Below are 22,568 nucleotides of genomic sequence, written 5' to 3'. Positions count from 1 at the left end.
TAGAATTGTCAGAAATTCTTAGAAAAAAGTGGTATACTAATGATGGTAGTAAGCATATTTCTTGACAAAATAAAAAGGAGAGAGTATGGATTTATCTCAAATAAAATTAGTAACAGAATATGAAATTGTCGGAATCGATCTAGAGGAAGCGAGTGTCCGTCATTTAGCTGATCTAGGGATTAAGATAGGCAGTTTTATTCAAGTCATTTCAAAAACAAACGACACAGCTATTCTCTTAGTTCGAGCTGCGAGGATTGCCTTGGATAATTCTATTTTGAAAAAACTGGATGTTGTGCCAAAGGGCAGTAGCAAATCTTCTCTTCCTTTATCTGAGTTGGCTATTGGAGATTCGGCATACATCGAAGCAATTCATGCAGATGGTGCTTTAAAACGACGGTTGATGGACATGGGGTTGACCAAAAACACAAACGTTCAATTGCAAAAAGTTGCACCGTTGGGTGATCCACTTGAGATTAAGCTTAGGGGCTATGACTTGACCTTAAGAAAGTCGGAGGCTAGCTTGATTAGTGTGGTGAAAGGTGAAAAGGAAGCAAAACAATGAAAGAATTAGCGCTTGCGGGAAATCCGAATAGTGGAAAGACTAGTTTGTTTAACCTATTAACTGGTAGTAGCCAGCATGTGGGAAATTGGCCTGGTGTCACTGTCGAGAAGAAAAGTGGTCTGTTTAGCAAAAACAAAAAAATTATTATCCAAGACCTACCGGGAATTTACTCGTTGTCGCCTTATACTTCTGAAGAAGTGGTTAGTAGAAATTATCTTTTAAGCGGTAATGCAGACGGGATTTTGGATGTAGTTGACGCAACCAATTTGGAACGAAATCTATACTTGAGCTTGCAATTGATTGAGACAGGAATTCCGGTTGTGCTGGCTTTAAATATGAGCGATGTCGTTGAAAAACAAGGGAAATGGATCGATACGACTAAATTAAGTTATCAGCTAGGTGTGCCAGTCGTTGCGACCAGTGCTTTGAAAAAGACTGGGATTGACCAAGTCATGCAGCAGGTCTTACGAGAAATGGAGCGCACGGATGAAACGCTCTATCCTGTTTACGACAGTCATTTTGAAGCGGCTTTGTCAGAAATTATCCGCATTTTAGGAAATGCAGTGCCTCAAAAACAGGCTCGTTTTTATGCCATTAAGCTTTTTGAACGCGATAAAGAATTATCCGAACAGCTGGTGTTGTCTGATTTCCAAAAAGCGGAGATTGAAGATGCGATTAGGATTACGGAGGAAATCTACACTGAAGACGCAGAGACCATTGTTGTTAATGCGCGCTATGAGTTTATTGAGTCAGCAGTCAAAATGGTGCTGCAAGCCGATGTTACTAAATTAAGTTTGTCAGACAAGATTGACCGTATTGTGACCAATCGTTATTTAGCTTTACCAATCTTTGCGCTTGTTATGTGGTTGGTGTATTTCCTCTCTATTCAAACGATTGGAACGATGGGAACGGATTGGACAAACGACATCCTCTTTGGAGAATGGATTCCGAATGGTATCAAATCACTGTTGGAACACTTAGCAGTATCTGATTGGCTTCAATCTTTGATTGTTGATGGGATTGTTGCAGGTTGTGGAGCTGTCTTGGGCTTTGTTCCGCAGATTTTCGTCTTATTTGTTTGCTTGGGAATTTTGGAAGACATTGGTTATATGAGTCGGATTGCCTTTGTTATGGATCGGCTGTTTAGACGCTTTGGCTTATCTGGGAAATCTTTTATTCCTATGCTGATTTCTACGGGATGTGGTGTTCCTGGCGTTATGGCGAGTAGAACTATTGAAAATGAACGTGACCGTAGGATTACGATTATGACAACAACATTTATGCCTTGCTCCGCCAAATTACCAATTATTTCTTTGATTGCTGGAGCATTCTTCCCTAATAATCCTTGGATTGCACCAAGCGCTTATTTTGTTGGAATGGGAGCCATTGTTTTATCGGGAATTGCTCTGAAAAAGACAACGATTCTCGGTGGTGTTGTGGCACCTTTTATCATGGAGCTGCCGAGTTATCATTTGCCACAAGTCAAAACTGTTTTGCGTTATGCAGGACAGAAGGCTTTGAGTTTTATCAAACGGGCTGGAACGATTATCTTTGTGACCAACATTTTTATTTGGTTTGCTAGCTCTTACAATTTTAGCTTGCAGGCTGTCAAAACGGAAAATAGTATTCTAGCGACCTTAGGAAAGGGACTAGCTTGGATCTTTACTCCTCTTGGATTTGGTAATTGGCGAGCAACTGTAGCGGCCATCACCGGCTTATTAGCTAAAGAGACGGTGATTTCGACTTTTGGAATTTTGTATAAAGTGACTGATGCGACAGAGACTACGAAAGAACTATGGAGCAATCTCCAACAGCATTATACGGCACTTTCTGCCTATTCATTTCTTGTCTTTAACTTGCTTTGTGCCCCTTGTTTTGCAGCGATTGGTGCAATTCATCGCGAAATGGGCAATGCAAAGTGGACATGGATTGCTCTATCTTTCCAAACGCTACTGGCTTATAATGTTAGTCTTGTGATTTATCAGTTTGGTCAAGCGTTGCTATATGGAAAAGGAATATCTTTTGGGACTATTTTTGCTTTGTTCGTTGTAGCAGTTGGTCTCTATTTCATCTTTAGAAAAGCACGGAAAGAAAAAGTAGAAGTTATCACTTTAGATAGTCTGACACATCAAACAGTATAGGAGAAATTATGTCCACGATTATTGTATCTATCATTATTTTAGTTTTAGCTGGCGCAGCGCTGCACCATATCATTAAGGGAAAGGGAAACTGTGGTGATTGTGACTGTCAATGTGAAATCAAAGAAAAAATGAGACATAATAAATAGAAAGAAAATCAAAAACTTGACAGATGTGAACTGTATCCCAAAAGTCAGACACAAAAAATCTAGCTTTTGGAGTCAGTACAATATTGTCAAGTTGTTTCCTGTTCATTCAGAAAGCAGAAGGAGAATTTAACATGGTAAGGCCGACTAGCAAGACTGAGTTGCTTAGTGCAGCGACACAGCAATATGCAAAGCTACAGTCATTGATTTCTCAATTAACAGAAGAAGAGTTGAATACCCCATTTGATTTTTCAAAAGATGAGAAACGGAAAGAAGCTCATTGGAAGAGAGATAAAAATCTTAGAGATGTTCTCATTCACCTTTATGAGTGGCAACAATTGCTTCTCAATTGGGTGTATTCTAATCAAAATGGTGTAGAAAAGTCATTTTTACCACTAGCTTATAATTGGAAAAACTATGGTGAGCTGAATGTGGCATTCTGGCAGAAGCATCAACAGACTTCGTTAGAAGAAGCAACTAAAATGCTTCATCAATCTCAGAAAAACGTGCTGGTTTTAGCTGAAAATTTTACGGATGAAGAGTTGTTTTCAAAGGGCATCTATAAATGGGTTGGAGGGAGTACCCTCGGCTCCTACTTTATTAGTAGCACATCAAGTCATTATGACTGGGCTATGAAGAAGTTGAAAGCACATCGAAAGAACTGTAAAAGCCAGTAAACAATCAGTAGGGTTGGTAGCAAAAAGGCAAACAACATACAATGGCTAAGAGAGCAAATCAAAAGAACTTCACATCGTTCTTTGATATGTCAGAGTGAATCCAAGGTTATTCCGTTCGAAGGTTGGCAAAAGTAACTTATCAAGTAAGGTGGTGGGGCAGAACGAAAAATTGAATATGTTTAGTTTCGCTCTCTTGTTTTTAGGCTCAGGTTGCTCAGCAGCCCAGGAGACTGTTGAGGTGGTGGATAAAGAAAACGAAGTGTTTATCAAAGAAATTTGTTGGAGCCTAAAAGACGAACAAAATTGTGACTTGCTCCGCAAGTTCTATTTGCAACCTAAAAGCAGTGCTTTGAGCATTAGCTACCGTGTCAAAGGCTTTCGACCATAATAAAATGAGGCTGAGATCTTTTTCTCAGCCTCTTTATATGAATGGTTTCTGTGTTCTACTTGCTATTATCTCCCATTAGTAAGTCTTTTGGTTGCTTACTAAGGAGCGTGATTGAAGCAATGAGGACGGAAACGATGATAATGGCAAGTCCAAAGATGACCACTTTTGTCATATCATCAGGAGATACATGTACATTGAGGCTAGTGAGGGTCTTGTTAAAGCCATCCACTTCAGCCCCGCCTCCAAGATTGGCGCTCTTACCTTCTCGAGCTAGTTTTTCAGCAATACCACTGGTAACTTGTTTTAAAATGCTATTTCCCATCACCTTGCTGACAGCACTACCTGCAAAGTAAGCACCAATGAAGCTAAATATACTTACAAAGAGAACTTCTGTGATAAATTGGAAGAAAATCTTTGTTTTGCTAATTCCCATTGAAAGCATGATTCCCATTTCTTTTCTACGACCATTGATCCATAAGAACAAGACTAGGGTAAGAACAATCGCTCCAAAGATTAGCGTTCCGATTAAGAGGTTTCCAGTAACGCCGTAAATACCGTTAATAGAAGATTGAAGTGCTGGGAAGTTGCTTGTGCTCTTAACAAGGGTGTAGGCTTCCCAATCAATAGATGATATTTCTTTTACTTTCGCCATCACTTTATCAATATCTTGGCTACCGTTTACAAAGAAAGTAGCATCTTGATAAATAGCGTTTTTATCTGTTGAACCTTGTAAAGTTTTAGTCGTTTCTAAGTCTGTGATAAAGGTATTTTCATACAATTCTTGAGGACTAGAAACGCCTCCTTTATTTTTCCCGTCAAAAATTCCGATAACTGTCACTTTAGTCGTTTTATTAGCTTTGCGAACGTTATCATAGTCATAAGTATTCGATTTTATATTAATCGTATCGCCAACTTTAAGTTTGTTCTTTTCTGCAAAATCTTTATGAATTAAAGCAACATTTTTGTCATTTTTGTTGATATGTCTACCTTCAACTAGTTTGAAGGTTTCTGCGGTAAATTTATCATCTTTAGATGAATCGTTGATACCTGTTGCCATAATGGCACGGCCGAATTTTTGTTTTCTATCTTCGCTTTCAAAGTCAGTTTCTCCAGATTCAACCAATTGGTGATCAATTAAGTCAGCGACAACATTCATTCGTTTGATGTAGCCAGAGATACCTTTAACTTTTTCCACAGCTTCGATATCTTCGCCTTTAAGATTTCCTGCTCCGCGAGGCGTACCTTGGTTCACTTCGCGGTTAATCTGCATTGAGAAACTGCTAGTGATATTTTTGAAAGTCTCTTTTGAAGCAGCGTCTGTTGCATTTTTAACAGCAATACTGCCAAGTGTTAAAGTAGAGATGGCTAACAGGATCAAAAAGATAATCAGTGTTTTTATTTTTTTGCGCCATACATAGGCAAGAGCGTTCTTTATCGTTAACATATAATTTCTTCTCCTTGGAGGTCTTATTTATAATTCTTAGTGACTTCGACTAAGTTCTTATTGCTTAACTCTAAGACGACGTCTGCTTTATTAGCTAACTCTTTGCTGTGTGTCACCACAATCACACATTTATTTTTTTGTTTAGCTGATTTAATTAGGACTTCAATGATGTCCATGGCAGTACCTTCATCTAAGTTCCCAGTTGGTTCATCTGCTAAGATAATTGGTGCTGTAGATGCAAGAGCGCGTGCAATAGCAACCCGTTGCTGCTGGCCACCTGATAATCGTAATACGTTACGATGGATTTCTTTTTCGTTGAGTCCAAGTTGTAGTAAGCTATCTTTATTTGCTTGAGAATTTACGAGTCGAACATTCTCCATCGGAGTTAAGTAATCGATTAAATTATAATTTTGGAAAACCAGGGAGATTTGTTTCCGTCTGTGATGGTTATAGCCTTTTTGAGCGATGTCTTGATCTTCAAAGAGGATTTTTCCTTTTGTAGGAGTATCAAGTCCTGCAAGAAGGGAAAGCAAGGTTGATTTTCCTGCACCAGATTTCCCTATAATAGCATAAAATTTTCCTTCTTCAAATGAAGCTGTGATCTGATTCAATACATTTTCTTGTAGGCTATTGTATTGGTAACTAACTGAATCCATTTTTAAAATTGTCATGTTTTGTCTCCTTAACTTATATCGGTTAAAATATCTTTTGGTTTTTTATGTAGGATAATAGAAGATGAACCTACTACTGCAAGTAAAATGATGATGAGCAGTATTCCATAAGTCATCAGAATAGTAGAGGTATGTAACTGCGGAACGATATTTTCAAAAATAGCGGATGAGCTATCTTGTTGTTGACCGCCTTTTATAAACCCTTTGAATACCATAGTGGAAATATAAGAGCCACTAATAGAAGCTAGTGCCATACTAAATACTGATATGATAACCAGTTCCAGTATGAATTGAGAGATAATCATCGCTTTTGAAATACCGAGAGATAATAGTACTCCGATTTCATAAATCCTTTCTCTCAACCAGAACATGAGAATCAAGGAAAGAACGATGATACTTCCAATAATGATACTGAAAGTTAAAACATTAATAATCTGTTTGAAACTGGTAACAGAAGAAGAAACTGCTTCAAAAGCCTTAGAATTTTTAACAAGATCAGTTTGCTTCCAATCAATTTTTGACTTTTTGACTGTATTAATGACTTTATCAATTTGATTTGGATTTGATACGAAATAAACGGCTGCAGATAATTTATAATCAGCTGGTTTGTAGCCTTGTAAGTGTTGGCTCGATTCATAGTCCATATAGACAGTATTTTCTGTCGCATCTGAGCTTAAACCGGTTTGTTTCTCTTCTTTTTTTCCAGAGAAGATACCAGCAATTTCAAACTCTACTTCATGGAGTTGTTTAGCATCCTCATCCTTTAAGGAAGCTCCCTTTAGTTTTAGTTTATCTCCAACCTTTAAATGGTTCTTTTTAGCTAATTTTTCATGGATGAGAATCTTGGATTTATCGCCTTTACGAATTGGCTTTCCTTGTTCAAGTTTGAAAACACCACTTGCAAAGGTTGTTTCTAGAGTAGAATCACTTGTTCCTAATGCAGCAACCAGATTGTTGAGGACAGGGTTTTGATTGTCTCTTGTGACACCTTGTTTTTTCTTAACAACAGTTTTATCTGTCAAACTTGCTAAAGCATCGTATTTGAAGTTGAATTTTGAAATTTCTTTATTCTCAAGTAATTTTTCTGCTGTTTTTAGTGAAAGTGGTCGTTCAAGTGTTTTACTAGTTATGGTAAAGCCGGTATTAGATGCGTCATAGATTTTCTTTTCGATATTATTAGTTGTTCCCATAATGGAAAAGCTACTAGTTAAGGCAGTTGAAATGAGAGTAAGTATCAGAAATACAAGAAGAGTTTTAACTCTTTTTCTACTGATGTAATTCAAAGCCTGCTTGGCTATGTGCATAATTTTCTTCCCTTCTATATATTTTTAAACTAAATCGGTACCGTGTTCTATGTTAAAGCAGTTACCTTAAAATAGTTTTAAGGTTTAAGGTAATTTTAAGTTTTTTGGCTGATTTTTTTCTGTTTTTTCTGTAATTTTTTATAAAATATTAAAAACTGAAAGAAGAAAGGAATTCTACGATCTTTTGATTGATAATGTTTTATAAGAAAAAGCAGTCATTTTTTTGTTATATGTTATAATAGAATGAAGAAATTAGAAATGAGATAGATATGACAAAGATAATTGATGGCAAGGCTTTGGCAGAAAAATTGCAAATACAGTTAGCAGAAAAGGTTAGAAAATTAAAAGACGAAACAGGATCGATTCCAGGACTTGTAGTGATTTTAGTGGGGAATAACCCAGCCAGTCAGATTTATGTGCGAAATAAAGAGCGCTCCGCTTTGTCTGTAGGGCTTCATAGTGAAGTGGTACGTTTGCCAGAAACGACTAGTCAAGAAGAATTACTTGCTTTGATAGAACGATACAATCAAGACTCAGCTTGGCATGGTATTTTAGTGCAATTGCCTCTTCCCAAACACATTGATGAAGAAGCGGTGCTGCTAGCGATTGATCCCGATAAAGATGTGGATGGCTTTCATCCGATGAATATGGGGCGACTTTGGAGTGGCCATCCTGTTATGATCCCTTCAACACCTGCTGGTATTATGGAAATGTTTCATGAGTATGGTGTTGACTTAGAAGGCAAACGTGCGGTGGTCATTGGACGAAGTAATATTGTGGGTAAGCCCATGGCACAGCTCTTGCTGGCTAAAAATGCCACAGTGACTTTGACTCATTCGCGGACACATCATTTGTCAGAAATAACAAAAAAGGCTGATATTTTGGTTGTCGCTATTGGTCGTGGTCACTTTGTGACGAAAGATTTTGTTAAAGAAGGTGCAGTCGTGATTGATGTGGGGATGAACCGCGATCAGAATGGTAAATTGATTGGCGATGTAAAATTTGATGAAGTATCAGAAATCGCTAGTCTCATTACTCCTGTGCCAAAGGGCGTTGGTCCCATGACCATTACTATGCTCGTGGAACAGACATATAGAGCCTGCAAACGCAGTTTGAAGAAATAGAATGCGACATGTCTTCGATTTTGGAGACATGTCTATTTCGTTTATGGTAAAATAAAGATAAACAAGGGTGTCACTTCTCTACTGGCATAAGTGAAGGGAGCAAACATGAAAGTGGTAGACTATACATTATTGAAAAAGGTTATTCAACCACGTGCGCTGAATGGTCACAAGGGAGAGTATGGTTGTCTGTTATTGATTGGCGGTACTTATCCGTTTGGTGGCGCAATAATAATGGCAGCAATGGCTGCGATCTATAGTGGAGCTGGCTTAGTCACAGTGGCAACAGATAAGGGAAATATCCCATCGTTACATGCACAATTACCTGAAGCAATGGCTTTTGATATTCGGGACGAGAAATTATTGAAAGAACAGATCCAAAAGGCAGATGTGCTATTGATTGGTCCAGGTTTGGCTGAAAATCCTTTTGAAAAAGCTACTTTACAGTTGGTAATAAATCTTGCTAGTGAACGTCAAGTTTTTATCATGGATGGTGGAGCCATTTCTTTTTTTAGCAAAGAAGTTTTGCCATTTCCAAAGGCACAGACGATTTTTACACCACATCAAAAAGAATGGGAACGGTTGAGTGGATTAAAGTTAACAGAGCAGACACTCGAAAAAAGTCAAGAAGCAGTTAATGCTTTTCCTGTTAAAACTATCGTTGTTCAAAAAAAACATGGAACGACTATTTTTCAAAGTGGAAATCGGAACTGTTTTCAACTGTCCATTGGAGGTCCGTATCAAGCAACAGGCGGTATGGGGGACACGCTTGCAGGTATGATTGCAGGCTTTACAGGACAATTTAAAACGAGCTCTCTACTAGATCGTGTAACTGCCGCTGTCTATCTTCATTCTGCGATTGCAGAGGAGTTGAGCAAAAAATCTTATGTGGTCTTGCCAACAGAAATTAGTAAAGCGATTCCTAAGTGGATGAAGAAATGGTGTTAGTGTTTATGAATTCTGTCAATGATTTTTTATAGATAGTTTGGTATAATAAACATTACAAATGAAGAAGAACTATAGGGGAAGAAAGGAGAGAAATGGCTGAGTATTTATCTGTATCGACCTTGACTAAATATTTAAAGTTAAAGTTTGATAAAGATCCTTATTTAGAGCGGGTTTATCTGACAGGAGAAGTTTCCAATTTTCGCAAACGTCCGAATCATCAGTATTTCTCTCTCAAAGATGAAAAGGCTGTTATTCAGGCAACAATCTGGGGCGGAGTTTACAAAAAGCTAGGTTTTGACTTGGAAGAAGGCATGAAAATCAATGTTGTCGGTCGGATTCAGCTTTATGAGCCAAGTGGCTCCTACTCTATTATCATTGAAAAAGCGGAGCCAGATGGTGTAGGGGCTTTGGCAATTCAGTTTGAGCAGCTAAAAAAACGATTAGGGGAAGAAGGCTTGTTTGAGATTCGATTTAAACAAACCTTACCACGATTTCCTAAGAAAATTGGGGTAGTGACTAGTCCTAGTGGTGCAGTGATTCGTGATATTATTACAACTGTTAGCCGTCGTTTTCCAGGAGTAGAGATTATTCTTTATCCAACCAAAGTACAGGGAGAAGGAGCTGCTACTCAGGTGGCAGATAGTATCCGTCGTGCTAATACACGAAGGGATTTAGATGTCCTTATCATCGGTCGAGGTGGTGGATCAATTGAAGATCTTTGGTCATTTAACGAAGAAATTGTTGTCCGTGCCATTTTTGAATCTCAAATTCCAATCATTTCAAGTGTAGGGCATGAAACAGATACGACTTTGGCAGATTTTGTTGCAGATAGACGCGCCGCAACGCCAACTGCCGCTGCAGAACTAGCAACACCTGTAACAAAATTGGATCTCTTAGCCCACATACAGCAGCAACAAAATCGTTTGGCTACTGCTACGTCTAATCGTCTTACCTATAATCGTGAGCGATTGGTTAAGTTGAGCCAGTCTGTCATTTTTCGTCAACCGGAACGATTATATGATAGCTATCTTCAAAAATTAGATCAATTAAATTTGCGACTCAAGCAACAAATTCGCGAATATTATAGTGAAGGGATGCAGCAAGCAAAGCTCTTAGAACATCGTTTGGAGGCTTTATCTCCTTTAAGGATGGTTCAGACTTATCAAGAACGTGCAGTCCAGTTGGAACGCCTTTTACGTAGCAATATGGCGGTGATTTATGATTACAAGGTAGCAGAAGTCAAGCGTTTATCTGATGCATTGCTTATGTTGGATACCAGTCGAATTGTAGCTCGTGGCTATGCGATTGTTCAAAAAGACGACAAGGTGCTATCAGGTACCAAAGATATAGAAAAGGGTGACAAGGTCAGTGTGGTTATGCATGACGGTCATCTGGAAGTTGAGGTAAAAAATGTCAAAAGAAAAGAAATTTGAAGAAAATTTAGCTGATTTAGAAGTCATTGTGCAAAAGTTAGAAAACGGAGATGTCCCTTTGGAAGAAGCGATTTCTGAGTTTCAAAAAGGAATGCAACTTTCAAAAGAACTTCAAGCAACCTTAGATAAGGCAGAAAAAACACTGGTCAAGGTTATGCAGGCTGACGGCACAGAAACGGAAGTGGAATGAAACAAGACGAAAAATTGGTTAGAATTGGGCGGACTATTGAGAATTTTTATGTTCAAAAGATGGTATCGGCTGATTTGATTGAAGTGGTTCTTTACTCAATCAATGCAGGCGGCAAGCGGATTCGCCCTCTGCTGCTTTTGGAATTGTTAGAAGGTATGGGTTTGGAATTGACGGAGGCCCATTTTCAGGTGGCCGCAGCGCTTGAGATGATTCATACTGGAAGTTTGATTCATGACGATTTGCCAGCTATGGATGATGATGATTATCGTCGTGGTCGTTTAACCAGCCACAAAAAATTTGGAGAGGATATGGCTATTTTAGCAGGGGATTCGCTCTTTTTGGATTCTTATGCCTTAGTAGCAGAAGCGGCATTACCTAGTCAGATTAGGGCAAACTTAATTGCAGAATTATCTCAAGCTGCTGGAACCTTTGGCATGGTTGGAGGTCAAGTTCTTGATATGCAAGGAGAAGGTCGGGGCGTTAGTTTGGAAGAGTTACAGGTTATTCATGCTAACAAAACTGGTAAGCTCCTGACCTATCCTTTTATTGCAGCTGGTTTGATTGCTGAACTAGCAGAACCGCAGCAAGAAAAATTAAGAAAAACGGGTCAATTACTTGGACTAGCTTTTCAGGTGCGAGATGATATTCTAGATGAGACAGCGAGTTTTGAGGACTTGGGGAAGACACCACAGAAAGATGTAGCAGCAGGGAAGGCCACTTATCCAGTTCTTTTGGGCTTGGATGGTGCTAAGCATTTCTTTGAAGAACAATTGAGCGCAGCTGAGATTTTATTAGCAGAGGTAGAAATGGACATAGATTTTTCAGGGGCTGCTATCAGAAAAATAATAGAAAGTTTGAGACTTAATGACGAAGGAAAGAGTAGATGTTCTAGCTTATAAGCAAGGTTTGTTTGAAACGAGAGAACAAGCTAAACGAGGGGTCATGGCAGGTTTAGTTGTTGCCGTTGCCAATGGTCAACGTTTTGATAAACCTGGTGAAAAAATTGATGAAAGTATGGAGTTGAAACTCAAGGGAGAAAAGCTCAAATATGTCAGTCGTGGTGGTTTAAAATTAGAAAAGGCTTTGCAGGTGTTTGACATTTCAGTTGAGGAGCAGGTCACGCTGGACATTGGAGCCTCGACAGGTGGCTTTACGGATGTTATGCTGCAAAATGGTGCGCAGCAAGTCTACGCAGTAGATGTCGGCACGAATCAGCTGGCATGGAAACTCCGTCAAGATGAGCGAGTGGTCAGCATGGAGCAATTTAACTTTCGTTATGCTGAAGCAGCTGATTTTGAGAAGATACCTAGTTTTGCCTCCATTGATGTCAGTTTTATCTCGCTTCGTCTCATTCTACCAGCTTTGCATAAGATTTTGGCTAAAAATGGGGAAGTTGTGGCACTCATTAAACCGCAGTTTGAGGCTGGTAGAGAGCAAATTGGCAAGAATGGAATTGTAAAAGATAAAAAAGTGCATCAAGCAGTTTTAGAAAAAGTAACGGACTTTATGGTTGAAGCCGGATTCTCCGTTAAAGGTCTGGATTTCTCCCCTATTCAAGGTGGACATGGGAATGTGGAATTTCTGGCCTATTTAGAAAAAAGGTTTCACCCCGAAAACCTAGTAAGGACGATGATTACAACTGTCGTGGAAACAGCACATAAGGAATTTAAGGATGAATAAAAAAGAAAGATTAGAAAAAATTAGACATTTTGTGTCGGATTATGAAGTTGGAACACAAGAAGCCATTGTAGAATATCTGAAACAATCAGGAATCACAGCAACACAGGCAACCATTTCACGAGACATTAAAGAGCTGGGAATTGTCAAAATTCCGCAGAAGAATAACACCTATATCTATGAATTACCAAAATCAGCTAGTACAAGCTTAAAATTAGCGGATAACAATATTTTAGACTTTGAGTTGTTAAGAAATATGATCAACCTTCGCCTTGTCCCTGGAAGCACAGCTTTTGTGAAGCGACAAATCGTAGAAGATTTTTCTGATGACATTTTTAGTATTTTAGCGGATGATGACACAATCCTCCTTATTTTCCGTAATGAAGAAATGGCTCATAAGGTATTGGAAGAGATAAAAAATTGGTAGGTAGCCTATGTTACTTGAAATTTCCATTAAAAATTTTGCAATTATTGAAGAGGTTTCTCTCAATTTTGAGCAAGGCATGACTGTTTTGACAGGTGAAACGGGTGCTGGGAAGTCTATTATCATTGATGCTATGAATATGATGTTGGGAAGCCGAGCAACAACAGATGTGATTCGTCATGGCGCTCCGAAAGCTGAGATTGAAGGACTGTTTGCGATTGAACAGAGTAAAGCTTTGGTTGAAATCTTTGAGCAGCAAGGGCTTGATATGACAGATGAGTTGATTATTCGGCGAGAAATTTTCCAAAACGGTCGCAGTATCAGTCGTATTAATGGTCAAATGGTCAATTTATCCGTTTTGCGATCGGTTGGACAGCATTTGGTGGATATTCATGGTCAGCACGACCAAGAAGAGTTGATGCGTTCCCAGTTACATATTGCTATGTTGGACGAGTTTGGAGATGAAGTATTTTTTAAACTCAAAGCGGATTATCAGCAAACTTTTGATCAGTATCGTCAGTTGCGTAAGCAAGTTATAACGATTCAGAAGAATCAAGAAGAAAATAAGGCGCGAATTGATATGCTGGAATATCAGATTGCAGAGATTGAGGCGGCCAATTTAAGAGCTGGCGAAGATTTGGCATTAAACCAAGAACGTGATAAATTACTCAACCATAAGCAGATTGCAGACACTTTGACAAATGCCTACGCTATGCTGGATAATGAGGAGTTTTCGAGTTTATCTAATATTCGAGCTGCCATGAATGATATGGAAGCTATCGAAGAGTACGATGTTACTTACAAAGAAATTGCGGCTAATCTTTCTGAGTCTTACTATGTACTGGAAGACGCAACAAAGCGTTTGGAAGACATTCTAGATAACATGGATTTTGATGGTGATCGTCTCTTAGAAGTTGAAAGGCGTCTAGATCTAATTTATAGCATTACTCGTAAATACGGTGGGCATGTGGATGATGTGTTAGCTTATTTAGAGCAAATTTCTAAAGAATATGCGCTTTTGACTGGAAAGAATCTCTCATCAAATGATTTGGATCAAGAGCTGAGAAAGCTAGAGAAAGATTTGGTCTCTTTAGCAGGTCGTCTGAGTCAGGAACGGCACGAATTAGCCCAGCAATTGGAAGCAGAGATTCAGCAAGAATTAAAAGATCTCTATATGGAAAAGGCGAATTTTCGAGTTCAATTTACCAAAGGAAAGTTTAGCCGCGAGGGAAATGAGCATGTTGAATTTTACATTTCGACTAATCCGGGCGAAGATTACAAACCGCTCGTTAAGATTGCTTCCGGTGGCGAATTGTCACGTTTGATGTTGGCAATCAAGTCTGCTTTTTCTCGTAAAGAAGGCAAGACAAGCATTGTTTTTGATGAAGTAGACACAGGCGTATCTGGACGTGTTGCGCAAGCTATTGCTCAGAAAATTCATAAAATTGGCTCCAATGGACAAGTTCTTGCCATCTCGCACCTACTACAAGTGATTGCTATTGCAGATTATCAATTTTTCATCGAGAAAATATCAGATGAATATTCAACAGTTTCAACAGTTCGCTTGTTGTCTGATGAAGAGCGTATCGAAGAGATTGCTAAAATGTTAGCGGGTGAAAATGTGACTGAAGCAGCTCTCACGCAGGCTAGAGAACTATTGAAACAGTGAATGGGTTGACGTTGTTCGTCTCCTTCGTTATGCCAAAGTTCTGGTATAATGACCCCGGATATTTGTATAATCTAATTCCTACAAAGTTGCTTAAGTATCTAGAAGGCTGCTAAGTCGGCAATGGAATAAAATGAAGTTTTCGTCAAAAGCACTCTTCCGAATTTGGAAGAGTGACTTGCTTCGCAAGTTTTATCTGTAACTTTAAAGTAGTACTTTGAGTAGTTCGTTTCTGCACCAGTTGTTTACTATACAAGATGCTTTGAGGTTGGAGACTTGAATTTCAACCTCTTCTTTTATTAGGAGGAAAACCATGACAAATTATTTTGTAATTGGAGATGTACATGGAAAGGCAAATATGCTAGAAACGCTACTCAAAAAATGGGATGGAAAAAGCCAGCTCATTTTTTTAGGAGATTTGATTGACCGTGGTGAGGATAGTAGAGCAGTTTTAGAGTGTGTGAAGAACCTTGTTGTAAAGCAAGGAGCAATTTGCATTTCTGGAAATCATGAGTATATGTTTCTAACTTGGTTAGATAATCCCGAGAGAGGATATGAACATTATCGCCGTAATGGTGGAGATACGACAATCAATTCAATTTTAAGACGACCTTTAGATACTCCTGTTGATGGAGTGGAAGATGCTAAGCGCGTGTTAGAAGAGGCACCAGATCTCGTGACTTTCATCCGTCAGATGCCCTTCTTTGTTGAAACAGAACAGTATATTTTTGTGCATGCCGGTATTGATTTAGATTTGAAAGATTGGCACCAAACTAGTGATTATCAAAAGGTTTGGTTGCGCGAACCCTTTCATCAGGGATACAATCAAACCGGAAAGACAATCGTATTTGGTCATACCCCAACTTTTTATCTCTTTTCTGAGAGACCTGGGACAAGTCACCTTTGGAGAACGCAGGATCAAAAAATTGGTATGGATGGTGGAGCTGTCTATGGTGGAGTTCTCCATGGAGTTTTATTCGGAGACGAGGGCATTTTAGAACATTATTTCGTCAAAAATCATACATTGGTGGCGGAAGATAATTGAATGTTGTACAACAAAAGAGTTGAAAGAACTTTTCAAGTAAGTTTTCTTTCAACTCTTTTTGTTTATTTTCCAGCTATATTTTTGACATCTTTAATCATCAATTTAGTAGACTCGAGACCACCACCGCTAAGGTACCAAAGATCCGATGTTAAATTAACAATCGCTTTCTTTTTAGCAGCATTTGTTTCTTGAATTAGTGAATTATTCAATAAATCTTTATTCACTGAATTATCGCCACCGATAGCAAGAGTTCGATTGAGAGAGAAAATAATGTCTGGGTTGATTTGTTTGACACTTTCGAAACTGACCTCTTGACCGTGCCGAGAGTCTTTAATTTTGGCATCAGTGGCTTTGAATTTCAGGGTGCTATAAAGAAATGCAAAACGTGATTTCGCACCAAATGCTGACATTGCGCCCTCGTTCAGCATAAGCGTTAAGGCTTTTTTAGTTGACTTTTCATTTGCACTTGCAACACTTTCAATCTCTTTATCTAATGCAGCTAGTTCGCTTTTAGCTTTTTTTGTTCCATCTTCTCCAAAGATACTTGCCAGGGAGAGGATATTTTGTTTAGTAGACCCCCAATAATCTTTATTATCTGCTTTAAAAAGGACAGTAGGAGCAATTTCTTTAAATTTCTTAACATACTGTGCTGTACGTGGAGAAGCAATGATTAAATCTGGTTTCAAGGCGGCGATTGCTTCCATATCAGGCTCTTTCATGGTGCCAACATTTTTGATGTTTTTTGAAAGATTTTTCAAGTAAGCAGGCAAGGTTTTCTTTGGAATCCCAGCGAGACTACTTTCCTTTCCTAGAGCTCGAATGGTATCGGCTGCACCAAGGTCAAACGTAACAATTTTTTTAGGATTGATTGGAACTTTAGTCTCTCCTGCTGCCGATTTAATAGAAACTTCACTTGCAGAAGATGAAGTGTTTGTCTTTGTGTTTTGTTTATTATGAGCACCACAAGCTGCTAAAAATACAACAGCAAAAGCTGTAAGGATAGATAACAATAGTTTTTTTGTATTCTGTTTCATCAGAAATCCTCCAAATTTAAATTATAGATATACACAGATTTTTTTCCCGTTGATTTCACCAAGGGTTATGTCCATTTCGTACAATGAATCTAAAGTTTCTTTTTTCATGATTTGTTCCGTCGTACCTTGACAAAAGAGTTTCCCATCTTTAAAGGCGACAATCTCATCCACATATTGACTAGCGATATTGATATCATGAATGACAATAATAATCGTTTTTCCCAGATCATCCACAAGTGAACGCAAGATTTTCATCATGGCAATACTTTGCTTAATATCCAGATTATTCAGTGGCTCATCCAAAAGAATAAAATCTGTATCCTGTGCCAAAACCATGGCAATAAAGACACGTTGCAATTGCCCTCCTGAAAGTGTATCAATAAAGCGATTTCGCAAGTCAAGGATATTCAGATAAATCAAGGCTTGCTCCACTTGTTGAACATCATCTTTTGTTAAGTGATCTTGGCTATATGGAAAGCGCCCAAATGAAACTAGTTCTTCAACAGTTAATTTCGATTGATAGTTGATTTTTTGCTTTAAAATCGTTAGCTCTTTAGCTAATTCTCTAGAATTCCAAGCTTCAATTTCTTTTCCTTTGATACTGAGAAACCCCTGATCTTTTTTGAGTAAGCGACTCATGATAGAGAGAAGAGTAGATTTTCCAGCACCGTTTGGTCCGATAAAGGCGGTGAATTTACTGGGAGAAATTCTTAAACGAATGTCGTCTAAGACTAACTCTTCCCCAAATGATTTGCTAATGTTTTTTAATTGCATTTAACGTTTTGCCTCCTTTGCTAAGAGATAGAAGAAGAAAGAACCTCCTACTAACTCGATGACCATGCTGACATTAATTTGTAGTTGAAAGATTTGCTCTACCAGCAGTTGTCCGCTGATTAGAAAGATAAAGCCGAGTAAACTGGCCACTAAAAAGAGCCATTTATGCTGGTATTCTTTGATGAGTAGATAGGCTAGATTAGACATCATAAAGCCAAAAAACATCATGGGTCCAGCTAAAGCAGTCGTTGACGAAGTCAGTAAAACAATAGCCCATAGCAGTTTTTTTTGCTCTTTTTCTACCTCTATGCCTAAAATCATAGCTGTCTTTTTATCTAAACGGAAGACATTGAGCACAGCATTCTTTTTCAATACATATAGACTAACTAGTCCGATGATGACAGTAGCAATCAGAACAATTTCCATATTCATTCGTTGAAATGAAGGAAATAGTTTAGTTTGAAGCTTATCGTATTCGTTAGGATCCATCAACACTTGCAGAAAGGTACTTGTACTTCTAAATAGTGTCCCTAATGCCATACAGATGAGTAAGATGAACACAAAACCTTGTTGTAACAGTTTTTTAATCATAGGCTGCAAACAAAGGAAAAATCCACATTGAATACTCAAAATGATAATAAACTCAAACAAGGGATTTGATATCTTTCCAATAAACTGATTGGCAAAAAATAGATAGACAGTCTGCATGAGCACGTAGAGAGCATCCAGCCCCAGGATACTTGGTGTTAAAAATTGATTTTCAGTAATCGTTTGGAAACTGATTGTTGAAAAACTAGCAGCAACTGCAATGATTAGATAGGGCAATAACTTTTGCGATCGCAGTTTTATGATAAAGCCTGTCAAAGGATACTCCGTTGGCATCAGGTAGAAAAATATAGCTACTACAGCTACAAAGAGTAGTAAGATGATGAGCCCTTTTGTTTGGATTTTCATTTTATTCATGAGTGGCACCTCGCCATAAAAGATAAATGAATGTTAAACTTCCAAAAATTCCCAGAATCAAACTAACTGAGATTTCATAGGGACGGATCACCATACGTGACATAATATCACAGATTAAAATTAAGCCTGCTCCCGTCAGGGCAGTAATACTTTTGATACGCGTGATATGATCTCCATAAAATTTTCGCACAATATTTGGTATAATCACGCCTATGAAAGGAAGCGAGCCCACTGTAATCATTGTCACACTGGTTGTGAGAGCAATGAGAAATAGGCTCAATCCTTCCATTTGATAAAAAGATATCCCTAGATTATGGCTAGCATCTTCTCCTAGATTCATAATTGTAAAAGTAGCAGACAACCGCCAGACAGCAATCAGAATAACAAAACTCAAAAAAAGCCACTCATATTGATGTGTCTGAATCATTGCAAAAGATCCTTGCGTCCACGATGTCATACTTTGCACTAGATCAAAACGATAGGCAAGAATTTCAGCAGCTGCGCTAATGACACCACTATAAATAATTCCGACAAGTGGCAGTAACCATTTTTCCTTAAATGATAATTTTCTGATAAATCTAATAAAAATAATCGTAAAAAAAATAGAAGAGACAAAGGCGAAGAGCATTTTTTGAGCCAAATTCGCCGTTGGAAAGAAGAAGAGGCTGAGAAGCATACCGAACTTTGCAGCATTTACTGTTCCAATTGTACTAGGCGCCGCAAAATGATTCTGTGTAACAGTTTGCATCAGAAGTCCCGCAATACTCATGCTAGATCCTGCTAAAATGATACTAATAGTCCTTGGTAAGCGCGACTCTAAAAATAATAGCCAAGTGTTAGTCTCACCACTGAGTAGTTTATGCCAAGAAAAACTGCTAGCACCAACCATAATTGAAATGAAAGCCAGTATAAGACAAAGAATTCCTAAAAATTTTGTCTGTTTCATTTATCAACTATTCCCTCTTTCTCTAAAATTTACTTTAAATTAAGATACAAGAATAGGCTAACAAAAAAACATTAGAGTGTCAATTATTTTCTGAAAATTTAATAATTCTGTCTATTGAGAACAATAAAGAGCTATACACATCTTTTACATATTTTATTCAGAAAAATTATTCCACAAAAAGTTATTTTTTTGATATAATAAATTAAATAGATAAAATTTATAAAGTAGGAAAAACATGACAAAAATCAAAATTGTAACGGATTCATCTATTACGATTGAACCGCAAATTGTAGAGGATTTAGAGATTACAATCGTCCCTTTGTCTGTAATGGTAGATGGTGTTGTTTATTCCGATGCTGATCTGAAAGAAGGAGAATTTCTTCGCTTGATGCAGTCCAGTAAAAATCTTCCTAAAACAAGTCAACCGCCCGTCGGCGTCTTTGCAGAGGTTTTTGAACGATTGGGTGAACATGCTGATAAAATCATTTCAATTCATATGTCCCATGCTTTATCTGGAACAGTTGAAGCCGCCCGTCAAGGTGCCACTTTATCAAACGTCGATGTCACAGTCATTGATAGCTCTTTTACAGATCAAGCTTTGAAGTTTCAAGTGGTAGAAGCTGCCAAATTAGCCAAGGCAGGTGCTGATTTAGAAGATATTTTGGCAAAAATTGAAGAAGTGCGTGAAAAAACGGAACTTTATATCGGTGTATCGACTCTTGAAAATCTTGTAAAAGGAGGTCGCATTGGTCGTGTAACAGGACTTCTCAGCTCGCTTCTGAATATTCGAGTGGTGATGCAGATGAAACAGCATGAACTACAACCAATTGTAAAGGGGCGGGGCGTAAAAACTTTTAAAAAATGGGTCAATGATTTGGCTGTAAGTCTGAAGGATAAAAAAGTAGCAGAGATTGGAATTTCGTATGCAGGAACTGCCGAATTGGCGAACGAAATGAAACAGATTTTGCAACCGTGTGTGGAAAAAACGATTTCTGTTTTGGAGACTGGTTCTATTATTCAAACACATACAGGTGAAAATGCGTGGGCAATCCTCGTTCGCTATGAATAAGTTTGATATTTTTGGAAAAATTGAAAAAAGTTCGTTTTGTGCTTGACCTAATAACATTTTTTAGATATGATAATACTTGTTAGAGTTAGTGACTACTAATTCATAAAATATTTTGGAGGATTTGTTAAATGGCTAACAAACAAGATTTGATTGCAAAAGTAGCAGAAGCTACAGAATTGACTAAGAAAGATTCAGCAGCAGCAGTTGATGCGGTATTTGCAGCAGTAACTGAATTCCTTTCAGCTGGTGAAAAAGTTCAATTGATCGGTTTTGGTAACTTTGAAGTTCGTGAACGTGCAGCTCGTAAAGGTCGTAACCCACAAACTGGTAAAGAAATCACAATCGCAGCTTCTAAAGTGCCAGCATTCAAAGCAGGTAAAGCTCTTAAAGACGCTGTTAAATAATTCAACGATAAAAAGCCTATTGTATCAACGTTTCGGCGTTGTGCAATAGGTTTTTCTTATGTTTTGAAAGACAAAAGCTGATCATTTGCATTTATTTACAATCATTCTAAATACGTATTCTCTTAATTTCATGATATAATAAGAAAAAACAATTATGAGTAGGTAGGCATGAATTTACATCCTTATTTAGAAATTAAAGATCAAAGTGATTATGAAAATGTTATTCAACGGTTAAAAGTGAAAGGTGTGCGTATTACAGAGACTCGAAAGGCGGTTATTGCCTATATGATTTGGACGCATGCGCATCCTAGTGCAGAAAAGATTTATCAAGATTTGAGGCCTGAGTTTCCTAACATGAGCCTAGCAACGGTCTATAATAATCTGAAAGTATTGATTGAAGAGGGTTTTGTGGAAGAAATCAAGATAAAGAATGACAATACGACCTATTTTGATTTTATGGGGCATGAACATCTGAATATTGTCTGCGAAAAATGTGGACGAATTGCAGACTTTGAAGATGTGGACCTACCTGATCTGAGACGTGAAGCTGAAAAGCAGACAGGTTATAAGATCACAAAAACCAAAGTGCTGATATATGGAATTTGTGCTGATTGTTTAGGAGATAGCTGAGTAAATAGATACACTGTTTGAATAAAGAAAACAGTAAAAATCAAATATTCTCCTATTGCTACTAGATTTTTTATGAAAAATTTTGTAAAATATAAAATGACTGTAAGACAGTTTTCAAAAATCAAAGGAGATATCTAATGGTAAAATTAGTTTTTGCTCGCCATGGTGAGTCTGAATGGAATAAAGCTAACCTCTTTACTGGTTGGGCTGATGTTGATTTGTCTGAAAAAGGGACGCAACAAGCGATTGATGCTGGTAAATTGATTAAAGAAGCTGGTATTGAGTTTGACCAAGCTTACACATCTGTTTTGACACGTGCTATCAAAACAACAAATCTTGCTCTTGAAGCGGCAGGTCAACTTTGGGTGCCAGTTGAAAAATCATGGCGCTTGAATGAACGTCATTATGGCGGTTTGACAGGTCAAAATAAAGCTGAAGCAGCTGAAAAATGGGGTGACGAACAAGTTCATATTTGGCGTCGTTCTTATGATGTATTGCCACCAGCTATGGCAAAAGATGATCAATATTCAGCACATACTGACCGTCGCTATGCAAACCTTGATGATTCAGTGATTCCAGATGCGGAAAACTTGAAAGTTACTTTGGAACGTGCTCTTCCATTCTGGGAAGATAAAATTGCTCCAGCTTTGAAAGATGGTAAAAATGTGTTTGTAGGTGCGCATGGTAACTCAATCCGCGCTCTTGTAAAACACATCAAACAATTATCAGATGATGAAATCATGAATGTGGAAATTCCTAATTTCCCACCGCTTGTATTTGAATTTGATGATAAATTGAATCTTGTAAAAGAATACTATCTTGGAAAATAAGCCCAATAAAATATTAAGAAGCTCTGCGTAAACAGAGCTTTTTGATATTGTGCAAAATTCTAATTGGTTTAGCTGTGTTTTTTA

25 protein-coding genes are annotated in these 22,568 nt (G+C 38.0%); 18 read left to right on the top strand and 7 right to left on the bottom strand.

Annotation, left to right across the window (positions count from 1 at the left end; all coding sequences use genetic code 11):
• Nucleotides 1-85 precede the first annotated feature (85 nt).
• From SCSC_RS06730 to SCSC_RS06710, 5 genes are all read left to right on the top strand, one after another.
• Complete coding sequence (locus tag SCSC_RS06730; RefSeq protein ID WP_006269767.1) at nt 86-562, top strand: FeoA family protein; 477 nt, start codon at nt 86-88, stop codon at nt 560-562.
• Nucleotides 559-2,703 carry a ferrous iron transport protein B gene (feoB, locus tag SCSC_RS06725; RefSeq protein WP_006269754.1) on the top strand — a complete coding sequence of 715 codons (2,145 nt, stop codon included), beginning with the start codon at nt 559-561 and terminating at the stop codon, nt 2,701-2,703. The genes SCSC_RS06730 and feoB overlap by 4 nt, the downstream gene beginning before the upstream one ends.
• Before the next feature lie 8 nt (nt 2,704-2,711).
• Nucleotides 2,712-2,849, top strand: a complete 138-nt coding sequence (locus SCSC_RS06720) for a FeoB-associated Cys-rich membrane protein (protein ID WP_003071957.1) — start codon at nt 2,712-2,714, stop codon at nt 2,847-2,849.
• A gap of 131 nt (nt 2,850-2,980) precedes the next feature.
• On the top strand, nt 2,981-3,523 hold the full coding sequence (locus SCSC_RS06715; RefSeq protein ID WP_006269752.1) for a ClbS/DfsB family four-helix bundle protein: 543 nt from the start codon (nt 2,981-2,983) through the stop codon (nt 3,521-3,523).
• Nucleotides 3,524-3,761: 238 nt separating this feature from the next.
• A complete protein-coding gene (locus SCSC_RS06710) occupies nt 3,762-3,911 on the top strand; it encodes a hypothetical protein (protein ID WP_006269755.1) in 150 nt (49 codons plus the stop codon).
• Between the two features lie 55 nt (nt 3,912-3,966).
• On the opposite strand, the gene SCSC_RS06705 is transcribed toward SCSC_RS06710, so the two are convergent.
• The 3 genes from SCSC_RS06705 to SCSC_RS06695 are packed head-to-tail and all read right to left on the bottom strand — an operon-like array spanning nt 3,967 to nt 7,330.
• Complete coding sequence (locus SCSC_RS06705; RefSeq protein WP_003068202.1) at nt 3,967-5,355, bottom strand: ABC transporter permease; 1,389 nt, start codon at nt 5,353-5,355, stop codon at nt 3,967-3,969.
• Between the two features lie 23 nt (nt 5,356-5,378).
• Complete coding sequence (locus SCSC_RS06700; protein WP_003030192.1) at nt 5,379-6,026, bottom strand: ABC transporter ATP-binding protein; 648 nt, start codon at nt 6,024-6,026, stop codon at nt 5,379-5,381.
• Nucleotides 6,027-6,037: 11 nt separating this feature from the next.
• Entirely contained in the window at nt 6,038-7,330 is a 1,293-nt protein-coding gene (locus SCSC_RS06695) for an ABC transporter permease (RefSeq protein WP_006269762.1), read from the bottom strand.
• Nucleotides 7,331-7,599: 269 nt separating this feature from the next.
• On the opposite strand from SCSC_RS06695, the gene SCSC_RS06690 reads away from it, so the two are divergent.
• From SCSC_RS06690 to SCSC_RS06650, 9 genes are all read left to right on the top strand, one after another.
• Nucleotides 7,600-8,454 (top strand): bifunctional methylenetetrahydrofolate dehydrogenase/methenyltetrahydrofolate cyclohydrolase, encoded by an 855-nt coding sequence (locus SCSC_RS06690; protein WP_006269746.1) that lies wholly within the window; start codon nt 7,600-7,602, stop codon nt 8,452-8,454.
• Between the two features lie 105 nt (nt 8,455-8,559).
• Nucleotides 8,560-9,399 carry an NAD(P)H-hydrate dehydratase gene (locus tag SCSC_RS06685; RefSeq protein WP_006269760.1) on the top strand — a complete coding sequence of 280 codons (840 nt, stop codon included), beginning with the start codon at nt 8,560-8,562 and terminating at the stop codon, nt 9,397-9,399.
• Between the two features lie 92 nt (nt 9,400-9,491).
• Nucleotides 9,492-10,832 carry an exodeoxyribonuclease VII large subunit gene (xseA, locus tag SCSC_RS06680; protein WP_006269765.1) on the top strand — a complete coding sequence of 447 codons (1,341 nt, stop codon included), beginning with the start codon at nt 9,492-9,494 and terminating at the stop codon, nt 10,830-10,832.
• Nucleotides 10,810-11,022 carry an exodeoxyribonuclease VII small subunit gene (locus tag SCSC_RS06675; protein WP_003068213.1) on the top strand — a complete coding sequence of 71 codons (213 nt, stop codon included), beginning with the start codon at nt 10,810-10,812 and terminating at the stop codon, nt 11,020-11,022. The genes xseA and SCSC_RS06675 overlap by 23 nt, the downstream gene beginning before the upstream one ends.
• Nucleotides 11,019-11,921 (top strand): polyprenyl synthetase family protein, encoded by a 903-nt coding sequence (locus SCSC_RS06670; RefSeq protein ID WP_006269753.1) that lies wholly within the window; start codon nt 11,019-11,021, stop codon nt 11,919-11,921. The genes SCSC_RS06675 and SCSC_RS06670 overlap by 4 nt, the downstream gene beginning before the upstream one ends.
• Nucleotides 11,887-12,702: a TlyA family RNA methyltransferase gene (locus SCSC_RS06665; protein ID WP_003068218.1), complete on the top strand. Its 816-nt coding sequence runs from the start codon at nt 11,887-11,889 to the stop codon at nt 12,700-12,702. The genes SCSC_RS06670 and SCSC_RS06665 overlap by 35 nt, the downstream gene beginning before the upstream one ends.
• Nucleotides 12,695-13,126, top strand: coding sequence for an arginine repressor (locus SCSC_RS06660; RefSeq protein WP_006269766.1), 432 nt, complete (start codon nt 12,695-12,697; stop codon nt 13,124-13,126). The genes SCSC_RS06665 and SCSC_RS06660 overlap by 8 nt, the downstream gene beginning before the upstream one ends.
• A 7-nt stretch (nt 13,127-13,133) precedes the next feature.
• Complete coding sequence (gene recN / locus SCSC_RS06655; RefSeq protein WP_006269740.1) at nt 13,134-14,792, top strand: DNA repair protein RecN; 1,659 nt, start codon at nt 13,134-13,136, stop codon at nt 14,790-14,792.
• A gap of 310 nt (nt 14,793-15,102) precedes the next feature.
• On the top strand, nt 15,103-15,834 hold the full coding sequence (locus SCSC_RS06650; protein WP_006269744.1) for a metallophosphoesterase: 732 nt from the start codon (nt 15,103-15,105) through the stop codon (nt 15,832-15,834).
• Nucleotides 15,835-15,896: 62 nt separating this feature from the next.
• Here SCSC_RS06650 and SCSC_RS06645 read toward each other — a convergent pair whose 3' ends face one another.
• Genes SCSC_RS06645 through SCSC_RS06630 form a run of 4 tightly spaced genes read right to left on the bottom strand, consistent with a single transcriptional unit; the run spans nt 15,897 to nt 19,551 of the window.
• The gene (locus SCSC_RS06645; protein ID WP_003068226.1) at nt 15,897-16,868 is read right to left on the bottom strand and encodes a siderophore ABC transporter substrate-binding protein; all 972 of its coding nucleotides are present in this window, start codon (nt 16,866-16,868) and stop codon (nt 15,897-15,899) included.
• A 21-nt stretch (nt 16,869-16,889) separates the two neighbouring features.
• Entirely contained in the window at nt 16,890-17,642 is a 753-nt protein-coding gene (locus SCSC_RS06640) for an iron ABC transporter ATP-binding protein (protein WP_006269739.1), read from the bottom strand.
• Nucleotides 17,643-18,605: an iron chelate uptake ABC transporter family permease subunit gene (locus SCSC_RS06635; protein ID WP_006269749.1), complete on the bottom strand. Its 963-nt coding sequence runs from the start codon at nt 18,603-18,605 to the stop codon at nt 17,643-17,645.
• Nucleotides 18,598-19,551: an ABC transporter permease gene (locus SCSC_RS06630; protein WP_006269745.1), complete on the bottom strand. Its 954-nt coding sequence runs from the start codon at nt 19,549-19,551 to the stop codon at nt 18,598-18,600. Before SCSC_RS06630 ends, SCSC_RS06635 begins: the two co-directional genes overlap by 8 nt.
• Before the next feature lie 235 nt (nt 19,552-19,786).
• On the opposite strand from SCSC_RS06630, the gene SCSC_RS06625 reads away from it, so the two are divergent.
• The 4 genes from SCSC_RS06625 (at nt 19,787) to SCSC_RS06610 (ending at nt 22,484) form a co-directional block, all read left to right on the top strand.
• On the top strand, nt 19,787-20,620 hold the full coding sequence (locus SCSC_RS06625) for a DegV family protein (protein ID WP_006269763.1): 834 nt from the start codon (nt 19,787-19,789) through the stop codon (nt 20,618-20,620).
• A gap of 128 nt (nt 20,621-20,748) precedes the next feature.
• Nucleotides 20,749-21,024, top strand: coding sequence for an HU family DNA-binding protein (locus SCSC_RS06620; protein ID WP_003036014.1), 276 nt, complete (start codon nt 20,749-20,751; stop codon nt 21,022-21,024).
• Nucleotides 21,025-21,192: 168 nt separating this feature from the next.
• On the top strand, nt 21,193-21,654 hold the full coding sequence (locus SCSC_RS06615; protein WP_003035860.1) for a Fur family transcriptional regulator: 462 nt from the start codon (nt 21,193-21,195) through the stop codon (nt 21,652-21,654).
• Between the two features lie 137 nt (nt 21,655-21,791).
• A complete protein-coding gene (locus SCSC_RS06610) occupies nt 21,792-22,484 on the top strand; it encodes a phosphoglycerate mutase (RefSeq protein ID WP_003036126.1) in 693 nt (230 codons plus the stop codon).
• Nucleotides 22,485-22,568: the final 84 nt, after the last annotated feature.

Origin of the sequence: Streptococcus constellatus subsp. constellatus (assembly GCF_023167545.1) — a bacterium.
GTDB lineage: Bacteria > Bacillota > Bacilli > Lactobacillales > Streptococcaceae > Streptococcus > Streptococcus constellatus.
This window is presented reverse-complemented; position numbering and strand designations above follow the sequence as displayed.